Origin of the sequence: Acinetobacter sp. AG3 (genome assembly GCF_022343575.1) — a bacterium.
Classification (GTDB): Bacteria; Pseudomonadota; Gammaproteobacteria; order Pseudomonadales; family Moraxellaceae; genus Acinetobacter; species Acinetobacter guillouiae.
The window spans coordinates 4,326,262-4,345,048 of sequence record NZ_JAKQZD010000001.1 but is presented as its reverse complement, the minus strand read 5'-3'; the positions used below and the strand labels follow the sequence as shown (position 1 = coordinate 4,345,048).

General features: G+C 37.9%; 18 protein-coding genes. 13 read left to right on the top strand and 5 right to left on the bottom strand.

All coding sequences use genetic code 11. The features are described 5' to 3' along the window. Positions 1-343: 343 nt before the first annotated feature. The 7 genes from L3V46_RS20295 (at position 344) to uvrC (ending at position 7,286) form a co-directional block, all read left to right on the top strand. Positions 344-1,336: a hypothetical protein gene (locus L3V46_RS20295; protein WP_239046616.1), complete on the top strand. Its 993-nt coding sequence runs from the start codon at positions 344-346 to the stop codon at positions 1,334-1,336. 226 nt (positions 1,337-1,562) lie between these two features. Next, the gene (lpxO, locus tag L3V46_RS20290; RefSeq protein WP_239046615.1) at positions 1,563-2,507 is read left to right on the top strand and encodes a lipid A hydroxylase LpxO; all 945 of its coding nucleotides are present in this window, start codon (positions 1,563-1,565) and stop codon (positions 2,505-2,507) included. A gap of 110 nt (positions 2,508-2,617) precedes the next feature. Continuing rightward, positions 2,618-3,241: a PH domain-containing protein gene (locus L3V46_RS20285; protein WP_239046614.1), complete on the top strand. Its 624-nt coding sequence runs from the start codon at positions 2,618-2,620 to the stop codon at positions 3,239-3,241. 135 nt (positions 3,242-3,376) lie between these two features. Further along, positions 3,377-3,796 carry a PH domain-containing protein gene (locus L3V46_RS20280; protein WP_239046613.1) on the top strand — a complete coding sequence of 140 codons (420 nt, stop codon included), beginning with the start codon at positions 3,377-3,379 and terminating at the stop codon, positions 3,794-3,796. 62 nt (positions 3,797-3,858) lie between these two features. Then, the gene (locus L3V46_RS20275) at positions 3,859-4,356 is read left to right on the top strand and encodes a hypothetical protein (protein ID WP_239046612.1); all 498 of its coding nucleotides are present in this window, start codon (positions 3,859-3,861) and stop codon (positions 4,354-4,356) included. 192 nt (positions 4,357-4,548) lie between these two features. After that, positions 4,549-5,376 (top strand): hypothetical protein, encoded by an 828-nt coding sequence (locus L3V46_RS20270; protein WP_239046611.1) that lies wholly within the window; start codon positions 4,549-4,551, stop codon positions 5,374-5,376. Positions 5,377-5,486: 110 nt separating this feature from the next. Then, positions 5,487-7,286: an excinuclease ABC subunit UvrC gene (gene uvrC, locus L3V46_RS20265; RefSeq protein ID WP_004818546.1), complete on the top strand. Its 1,800-nt coding sequence runs from the start codon at positions 5,487-5,489 to the stop codon at positions 7,284-7,286. A 144-nt stretch (positions 7,287-7,430) separates the two neighbouring features. Here uvrC and L3V46_RS20260 read toward each other — a convergent pair whose 3' ends face one another. Further along, positions 7,431-8,273, bottom strand: coding sequence for a tetratricopeptide repeat protein (locus tag L3V46_RS20260; RefSeq protein WP_239046610.1), 843 nt, complete (start codon positions 8,271-8,273; stop codon positions 7,431-7,433). A 596-nt stretch (positions 8,274-8,869) separates the two neighbouring features. Here L3V46_RS20260 and L3V46_RS20255 point away from each other — a divergent pair. The 3 genes from L3V46_RS20255 (at position 8,870) to L3V46_RS20245 (ending at position 11,732) form a co-directional block, all read left to right on the top strand. Continuing rightward, entirely contained in the window at positions 8,870-9,664 is a 795-nt protein-coding gene (locus L3V46_RS20255; protein ID WP_239046799.1) for a thioesterase family protein, read from the top strand. 105 nt (positions 9,665-9,769) lie between these two features. Beyond that, on the top strand, positions 9,770-10,357 hold the full coding sequence (gene pgsA / locus L3V46_RS20250) for a CDP-diacylglycerol--glycerol-3-phosphate 3-phosphatidyltransferase (protein WP_004718416.1): 588 nt from the start codon (positions 9,770-9,772) through the stop codon (positions 10,355-10,357). Positions 10,358-10,571: 214 nt separating this feature from the next. Beyond that, positions 10,572-11,732 (top strand): hypothetical protein, encoded by a 1,161-nt coding sequence (locus tag L3V46_RS20245; protein WP_239046609.1) that lies wholly within the window; start codon positions 10,572-10,574, stop codon positions 11,730-11,732. A gap of 103 nt (positions 11,733-11,835) precedes the next feature. On the opposite strand, the gene L3V46_RS20240 is transcribed toward L3V46_RS20245, so the two are convergent. The 4 genes from L3V46_RS20240 to L3V46_RS20225 all read right to left on the bottom strand — a co-directional run bounded on the left by L3V46_RS20240 (position 11,836) and on the right by L3V46_RS20225 (position 14,753). Next, positions 11,836-12,054, bottom strand: coding sequence for a hypothetical protein (locus L3V46_RS20240; RefSeq protein WP_004818550.1), 219 nt, complete (start codon positions 12,052-12,054; stop codon positions 11,836-11,838). A 188-nt stretch (positions 12,055-12,242) separates the two neighbouring features. Further along, positions 12,243-12,872 (bottom strand): hypothetical protein, encoded by a 630-nt coding sequence (locus tag L3V46_RS20235; RefSeq protein WP_239046608.1) that lies wholly within the window; start codon positions 12,870-12,872, stop codon positions 12,243-12,245. A 32-nt stretch (positions 12,873-12,904) separates the two neighbouring features. Next, positions 12,905-13,312 carry a DNA polymerase III subunit chi gene (locus L3V46_RS20230; RefSeq protein WP_004818553.1) on the bottom strand — a complete coding sequence of 136 codons (408 nt, stop codon included), beginning with the start codon at positions 13,310-13,312 and terminating at the stop codon, positions 12,905-12,907. Further along, positions 13,305-14,753: a leucyl aminopeptidase gene (locus L3V46_RS20225; RefSeq protein WP_239046607.1), complete on the bottom strand. Its 1,449-nt coding sequence runs from the start codon at positions 14,751-14,753 to the stop codon at positions 13,305-13,307. The genes L3V46_RS20230 and L3V46_RS20225 overlap by 8 nt, the downstream gene beginning before the upstream one ends. 144 nt (positions 14,754-14,897) lie before the next feature. On the opposite strand from L3V46_RS20225, the gene lptF reads away from it, so the two are divergent. The 3 genes from lptF to gpmI all read left to right on the top strand — a co-directional run bounded on the left by lptF (position 14,898) and on the right by gpmI (position 18,770). Next, positions 14,898-15,998 carry an LPS export ABC transporter permease LptF gene (gene lptF, locus L3V46_RS20220; RefSeq protein WP_034613617.1) on the top strand — a complete coding sequence of 367 codons (1,101 nt, stop codon included), beginning with the start codon at positions 14,898-14,900 and terminating at the stop codon, positions 15,996-15,998. Continuing rightward, the gene (gene lptG, locus L3V46_RS20215) at positions 15,998-17,068 is read left to right on the top strand and encodes an LPS export ABC transporter permease LptG (protein ID WP_004818556.1); all 1,071 of its coding nucleotides are present in this window, start codon (positions 15,998-16,000) and stop codon (positions 17,066-17,068) included. The genes lptF and lptG overlap by 1 nt, the downstream gene beginning before the upstream one ends. A gap of 154 nt (positions 17,069-17,222) precedes the next feature. Then, positions 17,223-18,770, top strand: coding sequence for a 2,3-bisphosphoglycerate-independent phosphoglycerate mutase (gpmI, locus tag L3V46_RS20210; RefSeq protein WP_034613550.1), 1,548 nt, complete (start codon positions 17,223-17,225; stop codon positions 18,768-18,770). Positions 18,771-18,787 lie beyond the last annotated feature (17 nt).

Sequence of the window (18,787 nt, the reverse complement as noted above, 5' to 3'; positions counted from 1 at the left end):
ACGATAACTATATCTAAAAATAACCTAACAAGTTGTATCAAGCCGTGACGCAAGGGTCATCAATTTTTTTTGAGTAGAAGATTAAATTAAGCTTTTAAATTTTAAGAATTTTATATGTTTTTTGCATAAATATTTGAAATTTATTTATTTAATGTAAATTCCTTTGTGCCTTTCTTTACAAAAATGAATAAGAAAAACCATCCATAGTGATTCATTTTTTTTGTCATTTAGGTCAATTGGTGTGAAATTTAATTATTTGTTTAGAAAATCTTTATAATCTATTGAATGTTTTGTATTATATATGTAATATTTGCTTGGTATTTACTCAAAAAAAGAACCCGTTATGAATACACAAAACAAGAAACTCGCATTTACAGCTATTTTTTTATCCTTGTCTTTGGTTGGATGCGGTGGTGGTGGTGACTCTTCATCAGATAATTCGAAACCTTCAACAGCACAAGACAGCTTGGATAATGGAACACGCTATTACGCTGTTAATTATGAATTAGATGATGACTCTGATAACTTGACTATGGAATATTATGAGATTTTCAATAAACAGTTTAAGAGTTCTGACGCTAACAAATTTCTAGGAGAATATATATTAACAGCCAACAAATTATATACGCCACGTGAGATTGCACCGAATACAGTTGCATTAAACTCTATGACTTCATGGACCTCAACCTTAATTGGTAATGTTAAAACGGATCTTAAATTAGAAAAAGTTGATGTCTCAGGAAAAAATATTTTTGATACGGTTTTACCAGGCTATCGTAGTTTAGGTTTCGACAGTGAAAATAATTATAATGAAGCACGAAAATTATTAGCTTCATACGGCAATGATCGTTTTCCACAGGGGAGTAACTGTTATCGTTTTATCTCTCAAAAGAACAACCAAGATTATTTTAGTTTCAAGACAGATACTGAATCGAAGCGAACATTTGAAGAATTAAAAGAAGCAAGTTCTGCTTATGTTGATTTTTTAAATCAACAAGTTAAGCCATTAGACCTAACCTATCGTTATTCAAGTGGTAATTGGCAAAATGTTCCTTGGACGACTATTTATGAAACTGATACGGGCATAACCAGTGATGATTATGTGGCAGTTAAATATCAAGATAAAACATATTTGGCTAATTACGAAAGTGACATTGAATGGACGAGAGCCAAAGAAATTAAACAATGGGAAAAACTGCTAGCCATAGCCACAACAGACAAACAAAGAAGAACAGCAACGTTAAATATTGAACGGTTCAAGAATGGGTGTTTTATATATAACACGCAAGCTGCATCAGCTTTGGCTTCTTTAAGACTTATTGATTGGAATAAATAAGAAAACAACTTAGATGTCTGTCTCATAAAACTTAAACCAAATTTGTAGAAGTGACTACAAATTTGGTTTATTTTTAATAATAATTAATAAAAACATACAATTAGGTCATTATGGCTTTTTGATTTATAGGTTTGTTATAATTTGTAGAAACATTCTCACTTTTTGAGATTTAAAATTCTATCAGCACATGTTGCTTGATTAACCTGATTAATGAAAAGAGTGCTGTATGATTAAATGGATCATATTGGCGATTTTTGTGATTTCTGCTTTGTATATCCAAAATCGCGGTAAAGTGCGACATTCGTTTTATCGTCAATTTTTTGACCATTCAACGATACTCGCACCAATTAACTTTCTCATGTATATGTTTTCAAAAGTGCCGAATCAGCCGTATATCGACACACAACATTTTAAAGATTTAAAAGTGTTAGATGAAAACTGGGAAATGATTCGTGAAGAGGCGCAAGCGTTATATGCCAAAGGTGGAATTAAGGCTTCAAGTACATATGATGACTTAGGCTTTAATTCATTCTTTAAAACAGGTTGGAAACGGTTTTACCTAAAATGGTATGACTCAGCGCATCCGTCAGCAGCAGAGCTTTGCCCAAAAACAACTGAATTGCTGAAAACCTTGCCAAGTATCAAGGCAGCAATGTTTACCGAGCTTGCACCTGATAGTCGATTAGTGCGCCATCGTGATCCTTATGCAGGTTCATTGCGTTATCACTTGGGGCTCATTACGCCAAATGATGATCGTTGCTTTATTGATGTAGATGGTCAGCGTTATTCATGGCGTGATGGTGAAAGCGTGGTCTTTGATGAAACCTATATTCATTATGCTGAAAATACCACAGACCAAAATCGTATTATCTTTTTTGCTGATGTAGAGCGCCCATTAAAAACAAAATTTATGCAGCGCTTTAATCACTGGTTCGGTAAAAAAGTGATGACTGCTGCCAGCTCTCCAAATGAAGCGGGTGATCAAACTGGGGGGTTAAACAAAGTTTTTGGTTATGTGTACCAAATCCGCATTAAAGCCAAAGCCTTGAAAAAAACCAATCGTCAGTTGTATTACTTTTTAAAATGGTTCTTGATGTTAGGGATTTTCTTCCTGATTTTTATTCGACCATATATGTCACAGATCATTGCATTTTTCGAAAAAATGATTTGATTTAAAGCGCCCGTCAGGGCGTTTTTTTTAATAACAAATTTTGACTTGAGTTTAACGCTCGATTTTTTTAATTTACTTTCATAATTTATAAAAGCGCTGGAAAACACAAAATGTTTAAAAATTTAGCCTCAGAAATGATGGGTATGAGTGATATTGGAACAATTATTGAGCCACATGATTTCAATAAAACAGATATTGATGATTATATTTTTCATGAAGATAACGAGAAAATTTTCTTTGTCATCAAAAGTAAAACAGATGAATATTGCTTTACCAATGTAGCCTTTATGCATCTAGATGGTAAAAGTGCCATCAGTAAAAAACGTATGTTGTATCGCTACTTATATAAACACAACCCAATTAAAAATGTACTTTTAGAAACAGCAGGTACCGTGGATTTAGATGCTGAAATCAAGTTCCAATTAGGTGAACAGCATTTTTCTATCGATATTGATAAAAAACAAATCGAGAAAATTCGCGATCTCTATAAAGCATTATTTACGATTGGTGAAACCTGCAAAGAGATCAATCGTAAACGTAATGTATTATTACAAAGCACTGACAATGTGCAGAAAATGTTTAATTTAAGAGAGCTTAGTGAACAGGCAATTTTAAATTTACCTGAAATCATCAATCAGACTGCACAACAAGTTGAAGATTATGCCAATCAGCGTATTCGACAAATTGAGAATTATGATTTTTTTGAAATTTTTGATCGCTATTTAAAAAATTGATGTTTAGACATTTAGTCAAAAATTAAAACGCTCGAAAGGGCGTTTTTTATTATGTAAATTGATGATTTTATAGTCATATTTAACTCGAAATTCAGATAGAATAATATTTTGTATGGGGAAACTTTGAAGAGCGTGATGCAAAAATTTCATACTAAAATTGATTGGTGGATTTTAGGCTTTTTAATCGCAATGACAGGTCTACTGCTTCAATTGCTTTATACCATGTATGCAAAAGGCACTATGGTTGAATATCCTGAGCATACAGCGGTGTATATGTTAACTATTGCTGTGATTTGGTGGCCGGTTTTCAATACACGCTATATCATTGAAAATGAAGCATTGATCATTCATAGTCTATTTTTAAAATGGCATATCCCATTGAAAAATATTCAAAACATCAGCAAAACCAATAATTCGATTTCATCACCTGCCTTATCTCTAGATCGTTTGAAAATCGAATATATGAAAGATGGAAAAATCAAACAAGTCTTAGTTTCTCCAAGAGATCAACAGGCCTTTCGTCAGGCAGTAGAAGTTGGTCGTACTCAGATTTAAATAAATAGAGAATAGCGATCGTTTGTGATAAATATTTTAGAATCATCATAAAGGAATCTATTATGGGCTTTTCTCTACTGTTTATACAGATAAAAAATCAGGAGATAGTCGATGCCGATCGTGATGGACTCGCCAGATTTTTAGCGGAAAATCAATTATATGTTCATACTCAAGTAGGCAGTGGAGCATTAGTTGATCAGAATGAAAAGGCTTTAGCTTTTAATGGTTATTTGAGTGATTTATATTTAGACCCATTAGAGCAATCTGAACCTATTACAGGTGGAATATACCATGCCACGCTAAGTGAAGAAGAATGCATCTTTATTTATGATCTGTGCGTGGCTGGAAAAATGCTGATCGTCAATTCGCAAACTAATCCCATGTATATCATCCCAGCTACTAATCATGATCAACACAATATTCCCGATTTGAACGATGCTGTATGGGTGAACAGTGCAGCAGAAATGTTGCTTGTGCTTTCACAAGGCTTTAATGCATTTAAAGTCTATAAAGAGAAAGTGATGAGACAATATCATGATAAAGATCATCCTCAAGCCTGATTTTCATAAACGGTAAAATAGCTTTTTTATAGACATGAAAGATAAATGATAAGGTCTAAGCAAGGTTATAATAATGTTAATAATCAACTATATGAAAATAAAAACAGTCAAATTTGAAGCAATTTTCACTTGTGATTTTATGAAATATTGGTTAATAATGATTCAAAACAAATAGTCGAGTGAACTGCGATAATGAAAAAAACAATATTTTTTATAATCAATGCTTTAATTTTAACAGCTTGTGGTGGTGGATCGGATGATTCAAAAAGCGAATCAGATAAATTTGATACCCTATATTCATTTCAAGGTGGAGGCATTGACTTACTATTTGGAGCAAAAACTTACCATATTAATGAAAATAAAAATCTCTTGATTCAAGATGCTTCTATAGAAGAAACTTCAAAATATTATCTAACACAAAATGCGATTTCGACATTTACCCCACCACAATTAGATCAAAATACATACTTGCTGGGTGAGTCTGCAACATTTGATGGAACGAAATTACAATATTCCGTGAGTAATTATATTGCTGAACAACCTTTGGTTTTATCTTATCAATATAAGAAAATTGATGTCTCTGGGCAATTGATTACGGATGATATTTATAATCCAATCCGTCAAATGAGGAGTAGTGTGACAGGTCAGATTTTACTTGCAATCTTAGGGTTAGGTTATTCGCCAAATGAAGTATTTCCAAAAGGCTCTATTTGTTGGCAAAGTTTGTCAGCCAATAGTAATCATGAATATATTGAGTTCTTACCGTATATCATTGATGCAAAGGTATTTGCAGATTTAGAAATAGAAGCAACAGGAAATTGGAATAATGTGGCTTGGACGCGATTCAAAGACAAGGAAAACACCCTATATAGCAATGTAAAGCTCACAATAGATGGAAACGACTATCGTGGAAAATATCATCCTCAAAATGAATTTTTTTATCATAAATCTGATGAATTGGCGTGTAATTGGATGAACCGTATCGCCTATAAAGCTGCGAATCAGCCCTTTAAAAAATGAAAAATCAAGATATGTTCCAATAGAAAGCGCAAGTAATTCACTCAAGTAGACTTGAAAAATGGATGATCTAACTACATCATCCATTTATAGTCCAAAGTTAAAAGTCTACTGTGAACGAAAACGCACGTGAAAATATCGAAAAGATTCTAGCCAATATGACGACTTTACCTGGTGTGTATAAAATGCTGGGAAAAGAGGGTGAATTATTATATGTCGGAAAAGCCAAAAATCTAAAAAATCGCGTACTGAGTTATTTTGTCAAAACGATTGAACATCCGAAAACACAGGCTTTGGTTGCACGTATTTATAATATTGAAACCCTTGTCGTCCGTTCTGAAACAGAAGCTTTATTACTCGAACAGAATCTAATAAAACTGCATCGCCCACCATATAACATTATGTTGCGTGATGATAAATCCTATGTCTATATTTTTGTCTCCGCAGATAAACCTTATCCACGTATTGCTTCAGGACGGGGCAAAGGCAAACATCAAGTGGGTAAGTTTTTTGGCCCCTATCCAAGCGCTTATAATGCAAGAGATACACTGTTAGTTCTACAAAAATTATTTAATGTTCGTCAATGTGAAAACAGCTATTTTTCACAGCGTAAACGTCCTTGTCTGCAATATCAGATCAAGCGTTGTACTGCGCCTTGTGTGGGGCTGATTTCAGCCGAAGCTTATAATGAAGACGTACAAAACTCGATTCGTTTTTTAAATGGCGATACCAAAGAACTGAATCAGGAATTGATTCAAAAAATGGAACAAGCGGCAGAAAATTTAGAATTTGAGAAAGCGGTATTTTACCGTGACCGCATGGCCTTACTGCGTGATGTCCAAGCACAGCAAGCTATTTATAAAGTCAAAGGTGAAGCTGATATTCTTGCCATTGCCTATCAAGCAGGTGTGACCTGTGTACAGATCATGCATGTGCGTAATGGGAAAATGCTGGGTGGAAAAAGTTATTTTCCAGATATGTTAGATGATGATTTGGGTCAAATGCTATCTGACTTTATCGCCAATTTTTATTTTCAGGTCGCAGATGAAGTTCCTACTGAACTGATTGTCAATGTAAATGTGACAGACCGAAAAGAACTGGAAGAAGCTTTACATCAACAATTTGAAAAGAAAATTCAGATTAAACACAATGTTCGTGAAACTCGTGCTGAATGGCTTGAGTTGGCTGAGATGAATGTTCAGCATGCGATCAAAGGAAAATTAGCCAATCATTTAGAATTAAATGAGCGTTTTCATCAACTGGAACAAGTCTGTGGACGACCTGTTGATCGTATTGAATGCTTTGATATCTCCCATACTATGGGCGAAGCAACCATTGCATCATGTGTGGTTTTTGATGCAGGTGGCGCACGTAAACGCGATTATCGCCAATTTGCGATTGAAGATATTACTGGCGGTGATGATTATGCCGCAATGCGCCAAGCCTTAACACGCCGTTATAAAAAAGCCATGTTACCCGATTTATTATTGATTGATGGGGGGAAAGGGCAACTTCATATGGCGATGGAAGTTATGCAAGAGCTTGGTTTAGATGCATTTATGGTGGGTGTCTCCAAAGGTGAAGGGCGTAAACCCGGTTTAGAAACACTACATTTTACCGATGGCACGAAGATTCAGCTTCCTGAAGACCATAAAGCTCTGCATTTGATTCAACAGGTCCGTGATGAAGCACATCGCTTTGCAATCACCAAACATCGCGCTAAGCGAGATAAGCGTCGTGGAGGTTCGGTACTTGAGGCTATTCCGGGCTTGGGTCCAAAACGTCGTCGTGATTTACTGACCCATTTTGGTGGGATTCAAGGGGTACTTAAAGCTTCTGAACATGATTTAAAAAATGTTCCCGGTTTAGGCGATGTTATGGCACGAATGATTTATAAAGTGTTGCATGAATAACACTGTTATTATTCTCGATCATAAGTCGTATGCATAATTCAATTTATTGATTTTAAATAAATATTTATGCAGTCTTGGTCTTATATGTTGATATATACAAGCAGCGCTGATCGATTATTTGCAGCTATGATGCGGTAATTGCTTTCAGTGTGGTAACAACAGCGGCGGTAATGGGCAGATCTGATCAATATCAGGAAAACGTTTATTTGGATCGGCTCGGCGTTGTTCAAGCAATTCGTAATAGCAAGATGCGCGTTTAGGATCCTTGGGGATTCCATGCTCCCCCCTGCCGAAAACAAAATAGAGTTTAAATAAACTGTCTTTGCTGCCAAGAGATGCTGCTTTTTTGAAGTATTCAAGCGCAGTTGGAATATCTTTTTCTACGATTAGATAGTCCACTCCAAGAGCGTGGCCTGCATCAGCCAAGTCTTGTGATAGTGCACATTCTAGTGCTAGCCTTCCAATGGCTTTGCCACGACTTCTAATGGGCTCAGGTTGTTGTTGAAATGCACGAATAATGTTTTCGCCTGTTGCTGTTTGTCCATACTTATTCCCCATATCTGCTGCCTTGCGGAAATAGTTAAGTGCTGCCGTCTTATCTTTTTTAACACCCACACCCTGCTGGAGAAAGACACCCATTGAGTAGTAAGCGTGTGCAGACTGCATTTTCATCGCGCTTTCTACCAAATCAAGGGCTTTTCCTTCATCAACAGCTACACCGATTCCACGTGCGTAGAGGATGGAAAGGTTTAGCATTGCTTTATAGTGACCGCGTTTGGCAGCTTGCTGATAGAGACGAACCATTTCGGCATCATTGGCTGGATTATTGGCTTTCTCTAAGGCTCTTGCACGTTGAAACAAGGTATCAGACGCGTCATCGAATGCTGGGTTTTGCTCTTTGCTACAGGTAAATTGCAGTGCGTTCCAGTCTATGCTTTCAGTATTTATGGTTTTTGCTGTGTTGGTCTGTTGGCAGGCGAGGAGCATTGGAACAAGGCAAATCCCGATCCAACTTCGACAATAGTGTTTAAGCGGGTTTCGCCAAAGATTGCGTATATTCATCATAAAATCCTAAATTGATGAAGCTAAAGGGCATCCTAGATCAATATTTTTGAAGTTATCATTGGGTTGTATTTGTTATTTTAAGCGTACGTTTCTTATTTCCTGTTTGGAAATTTCTTAAAGATAAGTACGTTATACATATTGCCTTCAATCCGTTATCTGATCAAGTGAAGGGTGAAAAGTGTTCAATTTGTGCTTATCTTCTATGTGATATGTGTTGATATTCTCTGATTCTAAACAATCAGCCTCGACTCAGATCTGCTTTATTCTGCGCATAGCGCTGTTATACGAAGCACTGAAATATGAATAAATAATAGCAGGCTCAATATCCATTTAATACAATGTGTTAAAACCTTATTCTTGTTGTTGTAGACGTGAGTCAACTGGTTTGGAATATGAATGATCGCTATTGAACCTAAATCGCATTTGCAAAAACAACCATTGACGCATCAGTCACTGATCATTTTCATCTCACGTTAAATATGAAACAGTACAACAAAGATTGGAAAAATGGACAGATCATGTCATTAGAAGCGCTATTTCAGCAGATTGAACAAGAAGAGTGGATTGATATTCCTCAAGGGTGGTTGCAGGGGCGGACCATCTTTGGCGGTCTCGTTGCAGGTATGTTGGTTTATAAAGCAATTGCAACCATTCACGATCCAGTCAAAAAGTTGTTAAGTTGTAGTGTCACTTTTGTTGGGCCTGTTGAAGAAACGCCAGTGAAATTGACTACTGAAATTCTGAGACAGGGTAAGTCAGTTACCACAATTGAAGTCAGACTGTGGCAAAATGAAGCTGTGCAGAGTATTTTAATTGCAAGTTTTGGTAGCCAACGCGATTCTAAAATTCAAGTGTCTTTAGAGCCTCAAGCCCCTGATTTTCCGCCACTTGATCAGATTAATATTGTCCCTAAATATTTACCTTTTCCTGAGTGTGTAAAAAATTTCCAACTGGCTTGGATTGAAGGGGATTATCCAATGTCAGGCAGTAAGCAACCTGATTTCTCGGGTTGGTGTCGTTTTGACCCTGAGCTACATGCCAATCGAACAATGAATATCTCAGACATCATGACCTTAATGGACGTTTGGCCTCCGGGTGTATTGCCGATGTTTAAACTGGCTGCGCCTGCAAGTACACTGACTTGGCAAGTAACGTTTATCCATCCTTTACAAAATCAGTTGAATGATTGGTTTAAGTATAAAGTGATTACAGACTTTGCTGAGCATGGATATGCAACAGAACATGCCTATCTTTGGGATGAGCAAAATCGACTCATTGCGATTGCAAGACAGACGGTTACAGTATTTACCTAGTCGACAGTTTCATGTGAATCGTTTAAAGTACTAACGAAATAGAGCTTTACTCTAAATTATTATTTACCTTCATTCGGGTAAGTAGGGGACTCACTGGCGGTGTCTATGACTACAGGTCGTATCCTGAATATTCCAAATATCTTGACGCTTGCTCGAATCGCGTTAATTCCTGTTTTTTTAATTATTGCCTATTGGCCACCTGCAATTGGAGTGGCTGGACATACTGGTGGTATGACGCGTCATATTATCTTGACTGCAATTTTTGTTGTTGCAGCAGTCACAGATTGGTTTGATGGTTATCTGGCACGAACATTAAATCAAACCTCAGCTTTTGGGCGGTTTTTAGATCCAGTTGCAGATAAATTAATGGTGGCAGCAGCATTGATTGTTTTAGTGCAGTGGCAACCATCAATCACTATGGCATTTGCCGCAATTGTGATTATTTCACGTGAAATTACAGTTTCAGCACTGCGTGAATGGATGGCTGAATTAGGTGCACGTACCAATGTGGCAGTCTCCACGGTGGGTAAATATAAAACAGCCTTTCAGATGATTGCGATCACGGTGTTTTTACTGAATTGGCAGCCGCTTGAAATACTGGCTTATGCTTTGTTATATACCGCGGTCATTTTGACACTCTGGTCGATGTTTATTTATTTAAAAGCAGCGTGGCCTTATTTAAAACAGCCTTAATCTGCGCAATAAAAAGCAGTATAGAGATCAAAGCCTTTCTCTCGTGAAAGGCTTTTTTTGTGCTTGAAAGTCAGTACAATGGAAGGATTGATGAAAACAGATACAAATCGTTAAACATCATCTTGGGCTATATTGAAAATCAATCAAATTACAAGAAACACTGTAACTGGAATATTGAGAAACACGCCATTGCAGGTAAAATTAAGGAATACATATGGCAGCATTGCTCTATTTATCGAATCAAAATTTGTATTTATTGGATGGGAATAAAAGTATTACGGTTCCTTGCCAAGCCATTGACTTATATAAAAAGAATTTAGTTGAGATTCAGCAACGTAAAGATTGGAAAACCAAAGGTACAGGTGCACAGTTTATGGGAGCATCGTCACAAAATGATGAGGTGGATTTAAACCATATTTTCCCCACAGATGTTGCTCTCACTGCTGATCATAAAATGATTTATACCGCTTGTTTGCAAGAAGGCACTTCGATCAATATCAAATCATTGACAGATTTACACGAAACCGAAGGCTTAGTATTACGAAAGAATGATTTTGTGGTGCAGGACATGGCTTATGATGAATCTAAAAAGCGTTTAGCACTATCCGTTAACACCCAGGGTTATGAACGGCATATTTGTATTCTGCCTTTAGACGCCAATCGAACACAGTATTTGACCGAAGGGGATTGTCAGGATTCAAATCCATGTTTTGATCCGCGAGATACCATGCAGTTGTATTATGATTCGTGTGGTTTAGCCTATGGCGAACACCGTATTGCCTATAGCCCCAAAGAAATTTTTCATTTGGATATGGGAACAGGCGAGTTGCAAACAATCGCTTCAAATCCAAAGTTTGATTTCTTTAAACCCAAAATGGATGAGCAGGGCAATTTGTATTTTATTAAACGCCCGTATTCCCGTGATGGCGTTCACCAATCCCCGTTAACAACCTTTAAAGATATTATTTTTGCGCCTTTTAAAATTATTCGTGCGATTGTGGGGTGGTTGGATTTCTTTACTCAACGCTATACGGGTGAATCGTTAAAAACAACGTCTGGAAATAATCCAGCCAAATCGCAACATAAGTCAGAAGAAGAGTTATTCGTTGAAGGTAATTTGATTAAGGCTCAGCAAAATTTAGAACGTAATCAGAAGGCGGGCGAAAAATATCCAGGGATGATTCCAAATTCTTGGGAGTTGATCAAGATGACAGCTTCTGGTGAGATGATTGTATTAAAAAAAGGCGTGATGAGTTTTGCTTTAAAAGACAATTCTATTTTTTATTCCAATGGAAAATATTTGGTTGAAATTGATCAAAACAACAATGAGACCTTACGGGTTGAAGCCAAGCTAATTTCAAAAATTATCTGTTGAGATCCTGTGTTTCCACACTACATTTAAGATAAACCAAAGCTGAAATGAGACTTTGGTTTATTTGCGAACTTGTTTTGAGAAGGAGACAAAGTATCAGGCTTAATTAGTTTTTGATAATCGTCAAAGAGGTATGTTCAAAGCGTGATTTTAGCTTGTCCATATCAGTCAGTGAAAAAGTCCCTTTTTCAGATTCCCGAGAAAGAAATACTGAAAGCGATTGAAAATCTACACGGCTAATCAGTAAATCTTGTATAGAAACAGTCCATTTTTCACCTGAATGTAGTCGCGCAATTTGGTTCGAAATGTGGTTAAGCAGATCCATTTTATTCATCCTGATGCAAGTGATTGGAAATTTTTATCTTGAAAATAAAAACTCACTGAGTTGATCACTTAAAATATTTTTAACCTGTACACATAAGCGTTAAAGCCATCCGAGATGACTATCATGTGACATTAATATTGCATTTTCGTGACAAGTAAACGTGGATATCCGATTAAAATAAATAAACTTTATTTTTTCTCTGCCGAAAAATTCGAATTTGCCAAAATATATTCAATCTCTTCTTTTGCCGCAGTTTGTAGTTTGCTACGTAAAGCATTTAGGCTCTGTTCGATGAGCGTTTCTGCTTCTAACTCAAGACGTAAACGAACACTTTCCAACTCTGAAGTCATTTGCGCATCTGTGATGCGGAATTGCCCATTGGCATAATCTATTGCTGGATAATCAGGATTTTTAGTGTATTTTTCACTATATTCTGAAATTTCAATATCAATTTGTTGACGTAAATTTTGTAAGGTCAATTGTTGATGTTCAAACTGCTGAATTTCATCTTGTTGTAGTGCTAAATTATAGGCGTGCTGTAATGCTCGTTTTTCCGCTAAAGATTTTTCAAGCGCCAATTGTCTACGGATTCGTGCTTCTTCAATCAGCTGGGCTTTTAGCTCAGCATAGGCGTGTTCAACTTGGAGTTGCGCCACTTGCATTTGACGTTGGTCGTTACTTAACCAGTCCTGTACATTTGTTTTAGGGCTAAGAAGGTCACAGATGCGGTTGAGGTCATCTACAAAAGTTTGGCGTACCGCTTCAGGCGTATCTAACCAGCGCTTTTTAAAATCTTGACCGACATTTAATGTCACCACGCATCTCCTTGATATAAAATGAGAATGAAGAATTAAAGTTTAAATGTTTGAGGCGAAACACCCATTCGTCGATAGGCTTTATATTTCTCTCGACCAATTTGTTTTGCTGATTCAGCATTTTCAATAATTTCTATAATGTGACTAAATTGTGTCACTTGTTCAAGTGCTTGATTGTTAAAATTAAACACAATCCAGTCTAAAGACTCAGGTAATCTTGAAGAAATACAGATCGGTGCATCAATTTGATCAATTCCATGCGCAATAAAACTGGTCGGATCAAAGCTCCATAAACGTTCATCCAGTTGTTGCTGCATGTCTACATCAGGGCAATGCAACCAAACTTTGGCTGCATTTCGTAAAATTTTACGACATAAACGACAGGCACTTTCCACCTGTCGCTCAGGGCTTTTTTCAAACAAATAAAAGCTAATTTTAGCCATTCTTTTGTACACGGTTGGCGATTAATTGCATCAACAATGGCACTGGACGGCCTGTTGCACCTTTATTTGCACCAGAATTCCACGCTGTACCGGCAATGTCTAAGTGTGCCCAACGATAGTCACGGGTAAAGCGTTGTAAGAAACAGGCTGCTGTAACTGCACCAGCTTTTGGACCACCAATATTGGCAATATCGGCAAATGGCGAATCAAGTTGTTCTTGATAATCGTCATATACGGGCATACGCCATACACGGTCAAATGCAGTGTGTCCTGCTGCTGTAATTTCTTCTGCAAGTTCATCATCTGGTGTAAATAAACCTGAAACCACTGAACCTAAAGCAACCACACAAGCACCGGTCAGTGTTGCAATATCAATCACCAATGCAGGATTAAAGCGCTTAATATAAGTTAAGGTATCACAAAGGACTAAACGTCCTTCGGCATCGGTATTCAGGATTTCAACCGTTTGACCACTCATGGTGGTTACAATATCCCCTGGGCGAGTTGCATGGCCAGAAGGCATGTTTTCAGCAGCAGCAATTGCGCCAACTACATGAATCGGGAGTTTCGCTTCACAAAGTGCACGAATCGTACCCAGTACAGATGCTGAACCACACATATCAAATTTCATTTCATCCATGCCTAAGCCCGGTTTTAATGAAATACCACCTGTATCAAAAGTCACACCTTTACCTACAAGTACGATTGGTGCTTGATCAGCATTGGCTTTATATTCAAGGGTAATCACTCGTCCCGGACGATCAGAACCTTTGCTTACCGCAAGGAAAGCATGCATACCTAGATCAGCAAGTTGCTGTTCTTCAAGTACCGTTACTTGTAAAAGCTCAGGGAATTCAGCTGCTAAAGCACGTGCTTGTTCTGCTAAATATTCAGGGAAGCAAATATTAGGAGGGCAGTTACCTAAGTCACGGGCAAAGTTTTGACCTTTTTGAACAGCTTCAATAAGCGTGATCTGTTCTGTAGTCAGACTTGATTGCGTTGCAATAAATTCAATATTTTCTAAAGTAAACTCATTCTTCTTCGATTTGAATTCATCATAAGCATATGCAGCTTGCGTCAAATTTAATGCAAATAGATAATGTAACTCAGTCGGTAAAGCCGAAATATCGATACTGATTTTTTGGAATTTTTTTTGTGAAGCTTTGATAATAGTTTGTGCGATTTTTGCTAATTTCGCAGCTTTAATTTCAGAGGCTTTATCTATGCCCACTAAAGTACATTGCGTAACTTGAGTTAGCTTTCCGATAAGTGGTAGAGTTTCGTTTAAACTTGCTTTGAATTGAGTGTCTTCAATTATGCTGTTCAAATCATTGATTTTATATGTTTCTTGAGCTTGTTTAGCGTTTTCAGAATCCACCAGAATAAATAACGACTGGCTAGATGTAGACGCTGAAAATGACGTATTGATCGTAAGTTTCATGTGTTGTCTTTGTGCCTTTTGTACATTTCAAATCATTAAACCATTGAACCACTTCAAATGGTAGAATTTCAATCTAGTTTTATAATTTTAACTTCGGGTAAACTAGCGCTACATCACGATATTACCCTTATTTGGAAGATTAATTTGATTATTCGACGTTACCTTGTCAAACAAGTCGTTTCGACCTCTCTTGTGGTTGTCACATTATTGACAGTCATTATGATGGGTGGGCAATTGATTAAACGATTTGGTCAAGCTGCTATGGGGCGTGTAGATCCGAGTATTCTGTTGAGTATTATCGGTTTTCGTTTACCTGAGTTTTTGACTTTAATTCTTCCTTTGGGTTTCTTTATTGGGTTGATGCTGGTTTTTGGTCGTTTATATGTCGATCATGAAATGGCGGTACTGAACGGGAGTGGTATTAGCCGTATTCAAGTCGCCAGATTATTGATTCCACTGACTGTTATTTACTTGTGTGTACAAAGTGTCTTAATGATCTGGATGTCTCCATGGGGGATCCGTCAATATGAGCAACTGATCTCTACACAAGCGGTACGAACAGGCTTTGATTTAGTTCGGCCACGTGAGTTTATTTCTTCGGGGGCTTATACGATTTATGCAGGCTCTTTATCTGAAGATCGTAAAAATCTAAAAGATATTTTCTTTTATCAACGTGCTGAAAAAGAAGGCAAACCTGATGTCATGATTTTGGCAAAGGAAGCGACACGGATTGAAATTGCCAATGAAACCGCCAGTGTGGTCGATTTAGTCGAAGGTCGCCGTTATGAAATTTACCCAGGAACACCCAAATATAGCCAAACTGAATTCCAATCTTATCGTTTACGTTTAGAAAATAATAAAGAAGCCAAGTTTGAAAGTGATGAAGTCGAGGGGCTATCTTTTGGCAAATTGCTTGAAAATAGAAATGACCCTGTTGTGGCAAGTGAGTTGGGATGGCGCTTATTTGTTCCGTTTTCCATTATTGTCGCCTTAATGCTGGCAACTGCATTGTGTGAAGTCAGCCCAAGACAAGGTCGCTATCTCAAACTTTTCCCAGCATTATTGATTTTTGCCAGCTTAATTGTGGCACTCATGGCAATACGAACCCGTATCAGTAAAGATGAGGTGGGTGTTTGGGCATATCCTGCAGTGTTATTATTCTATGCTGTTGCTGCCGCTCTATTTTCAAGAAAGCAGAAATTAGCACCTAAGATTAAAAAGCAAATACAGCGAGTAAAATCATAATGTTAGCACGTAGAATTGTCGCAAAACATGTGACGAAAACCACCTTGCTCGCCATGTTAGGTGCGACCGCAGTCCTTGCCAGTTTGCAGATCTTGTTCACCTATTTGGGTGAGTTAAGTGATCTTAAACAAGGCTATACGGCTTGGAATGCGTTGCAATATGTTTTATGGGGCGCACCTCGTTATTTGTATGAGATTCTTCCAATTGCAGCCTTGATCGGGGCTGTATTGGGTTTAGGTTCAATGGCTTCCAACAGTGAACTGATTGTGATGCGAGCAGCGGGTATTAGCCTCTGGCGTATTGTTGGTTGGGTGATGCGTTCAGCGATGCTTTTGGTGGTGCTTTCATTTTTATTGACCCAATTCGTAATTCCCTATACCAATGAACAGGCGAAAAGTATTAAAAGCCATCGCAGTGTCGCGGCGCTTGGGGAAGTTAAAGGCTATTGGACACGTGAAGGGCAACGCTTTATTTATATTGATTATGCCAACTCGCAAGGCACGCTAAAACAAGTTCAAGTTGTCGATTTTGACGAAAATTATCGAATGAAATCATTGCTAAATTCGGAAGAAGGGCAGTTCTTCAAAGAAGGTCAATGGAATTTAAAAAACAGTGCCCAAGTCAATTTGTTGGACAATGGTCAAGCTCAAGTTGTCAATAAAAACCAACAGGATTTAGCACTCGCATTGCAACCGAAATATGTGCATATGGTGACCATCAATCCTGAGGACTTAGCCCCTACGCAGTTGTTGAGTTTTATGCAATATATGCATGAATATAGCCAAGTACCGAAGACATATCTTTTGGCTTTCTGGAAAAATATTGGTTCACCATTTGCGTTACTTGCATTGGTGTTGATTGCCTGTTCATTTATTTTTGGGCCTTTGCGCCAACAATCCATGGGTTTTCGCTTAGTCATCGCATTATTTGTTGGTTTGGGCTTCTATTACATACAAGACTTCTTGGGCTATGCGAGTTTGGTCTATGCACCATCGCCAGCTTGGTTTGTATTTTTGCCAATTGTATTGATGTTTGGTATCGGCAGTTATTTGTTGTACAGAGCAAGATAATTTGATGAATCAATTGCTTAGGTCAGTTGAATTTTAACTAGATTAGAAATTTAGATGATGGCAACCCGTTTTTGCCATGGTCTTAGCATAGAGTCTGCCGTAAAAAAACGGTAAGATGTAACGATTAATTTGTAAACAGTAAAGAGTGTAAATCATGACGGATGCAACTGCTGGCAAAATCCCTCACGTTCTAGTGATTATGGATGGTGTGGGTCATCGTGAAGCGGTCGAAGATAATGCGTTTTTAGCAGCAAAAACGCCAAATCTAACCATGATGCAAGAAAAGCATCCGCATAGTTTAATTTCAGGTTCAGGTGAAGATGTGGGTTTGCCAGATGGGCAAATGGGTAACTCAGAAGTGGGTCATATGAACTTGGGCGCTGGTCGTGTGCTGTATCAAGATTTTACCCGTATCACCAAAGACATTCGTACCGGCGATTTTTTCGAGCATGAAGTTCTGATTGATGCAGTAGAAAAAGCCAAAGCGGCAAATGGTGCATTACACATCATGGGGCTGTTGTCAGAGGGTGGTGTCCACTCTCATCAAGATCATATTATTGCGATGTGTGAGCTTGCCTTGAAACGTGGGGCAAAAGTCTATTTACATGCGTTCTTAGATGGTCGTGATACGCCACCACGAAGTGCAAAACCTTCTTTAGAAAAACTCGATGCTGTATTTGCACAATATCCAAATCAAGGGCGTATTGCCACCATGATTGGACGTTACTTTGCTATGGATCGTGATAATCGTTGGGATCGTGTGGAACAAGCTTACCGCCTGATGACTGAAGGAGAAGCTTTACGTGTTGTTGATTCAGCAGTTGAAGGTTTAGAGCAAGCTTATTCAGCCAATGAAAATGATGAATTTGTTAAAGCAACCCGTATTGGTGAAATCGCAAAAATTCAAGATGGCGACAGTGTGGTATTTATGAATTTCCGTGCTGATCGTGCCCGTGAAATTACCAAAGCCTTTGTAGAGCAAGACTTTGCTGGTTTTGAGCGTAAAGTGGTACCACATCTATCCAAATTTGTGATGTTAACGCGTTATCAAGCGACGATCGATGCACCAGTGGCGTATATGCCAGAAGGTTTAAAAAATTCAATTGGTGAATACTTATCTTCTTTAGGCAAAACGCAGTTACGTATTGCAGAAACAGAAAAATATGCCCATGTGACTTTCTTCTTTAGCGGTGGCCGTGAAGATGAATATCCAGGTGAAAAACGGATTCTAATCCCATCACCGAAAGTGGCGACTTATGATCTACAGCCAGAAATGAGCGCGCCAGAAGTCACCGACAAGCTGGTTGATGCGATCAATTCAGGCGAGTTTGACCTTTTGGTGGTGAACTATGCCAATGGCGATATGGTGGGTCATACTGGCGTGTTTGATGCAGCTGTGAAAGCAGTTGAAGCGGTTGATACAAGCCTTGGTCGTTTATATGAAGCTGTAATGGCAAAGCATGGTCACATGCTGATTACCGCTGATCATGGTAATGTCGAGCAAATGCAGGATTATGTGAGTGGTCAAGTCCATACCCAGCATACCACTGAACTTGTACCTTTCATTTATGTTGGACCAAGCTCAGCGACGATTGCTGAAGGTGGCGTTTTAGCAGATGTTGCACCGACTATTTTAAGTTTAATGCATCTCCCTGTGCCGACAGAAATGCAAGGCCGTAATCTAATTACATTGAAAGCATAAAATTATCTCTATTAAAA

Bases quoted from the DNA above. Each gene is read 5' to 3' on its own strand.
- L3V46_RS20295 (WP_239046616.1), top strand. From the start codon at position 344: ATGAATACACAAAACAAGAAACTCGCATTTACAGCTATTTTTTTATCC.
- lpxO (WP_239046615.1), top strand. From the start codon at position 1,563: ATGATTAAATGGATCATATTGGCGATTTTTGTGATTTCTGCTTTGTAT.
- L3V46_RS20285 (WP_239046614.1), top strand. From the start codon at position 2,618: ATGTTTAAAAATTTAGCCTCAGAAATGATGGGTATGAGTGATATTGGA.
- L3V46_RS20280 (WP_239046613.1), top strand. From the start codon at position 3,377: ATGCAAAAATTTCATACTAAAATTGATTGGTGGATTTTAGGCTTTTTA.
- L3V46_RS20275 (WP_239046612.1), top strand. From the start codon at position 3,859: ATGGGCTTTTCTCTACTGTTTATACAGATAAAAAATCAGGAGATAGTC.
- L3V46_RS20270 (WP_239046611.1), top strand. From the start codon at position 4,549: ATGAAAAAAACAATATTTTTTATAATCAATGCTTTAATTTTAACAGCT.
- L3V46_RS20260 (WP_239046610.1), bottom strand. From the start codon at position 8,273: ATGCTCCTCGCCTGCCAACAGACCAACACAGCAAAAACCATAAATACT.
- L3V46_RS20255 (WP_239046799.1), top strand. From the start codon at position 8,870: ATGTCATTAGAAGCGCTATTTCAGCAGATTGAACAAGAAGAGTGGATT.
- pgsA (WP_004718416.1), top strand. From the start codon at position 9,770: ATGACTACAGGTCGTATCCTGAATATTCCAAATATCTTGACGCTTGCT.
- L3V46_RS20245 (WP_239046609.1), top strand. From the start codon at position 10,572: ATGGCAGCATTGCTCTATTTATCGAATCAAAATTTGTATTTATTGGAT.
- L3V46_RS20240 (WP_004818550.1), bottom strand. From the start codon at position 12,054: ATGGATCTGCTTAACCACATTTCGAACCAAATTGCGCGACTACATTCA.
- L3V46_RS20230 (WP_004818553.1), bottom strand. From the start codon at position 13,312: ATGGCTAAAATTAGCTTTTATTTGTTTGAAAAAAGCCCTGAGCGACAG.
- L3V46_RS20225 (WP_239046607.1), bottom strand. From the start codon at position 14,753: ATGAAACTTACGATCAATACGTCATTTTCAGCGTCTACATCTAGCCAG.
- lptG (WP_004818556.1), top strand. From the start codon at position 15,998: ATGTTAGCACGTAGAATTGTCGCAAAACATGTGACGAAAACCACCTTG.
- gpmI (WP_034613550.1), top strand. From the start codon at position 17,223: ATGACGGATGCAACTGCTGGCAAAATCCCTCACGTTCTAGTGATTATG.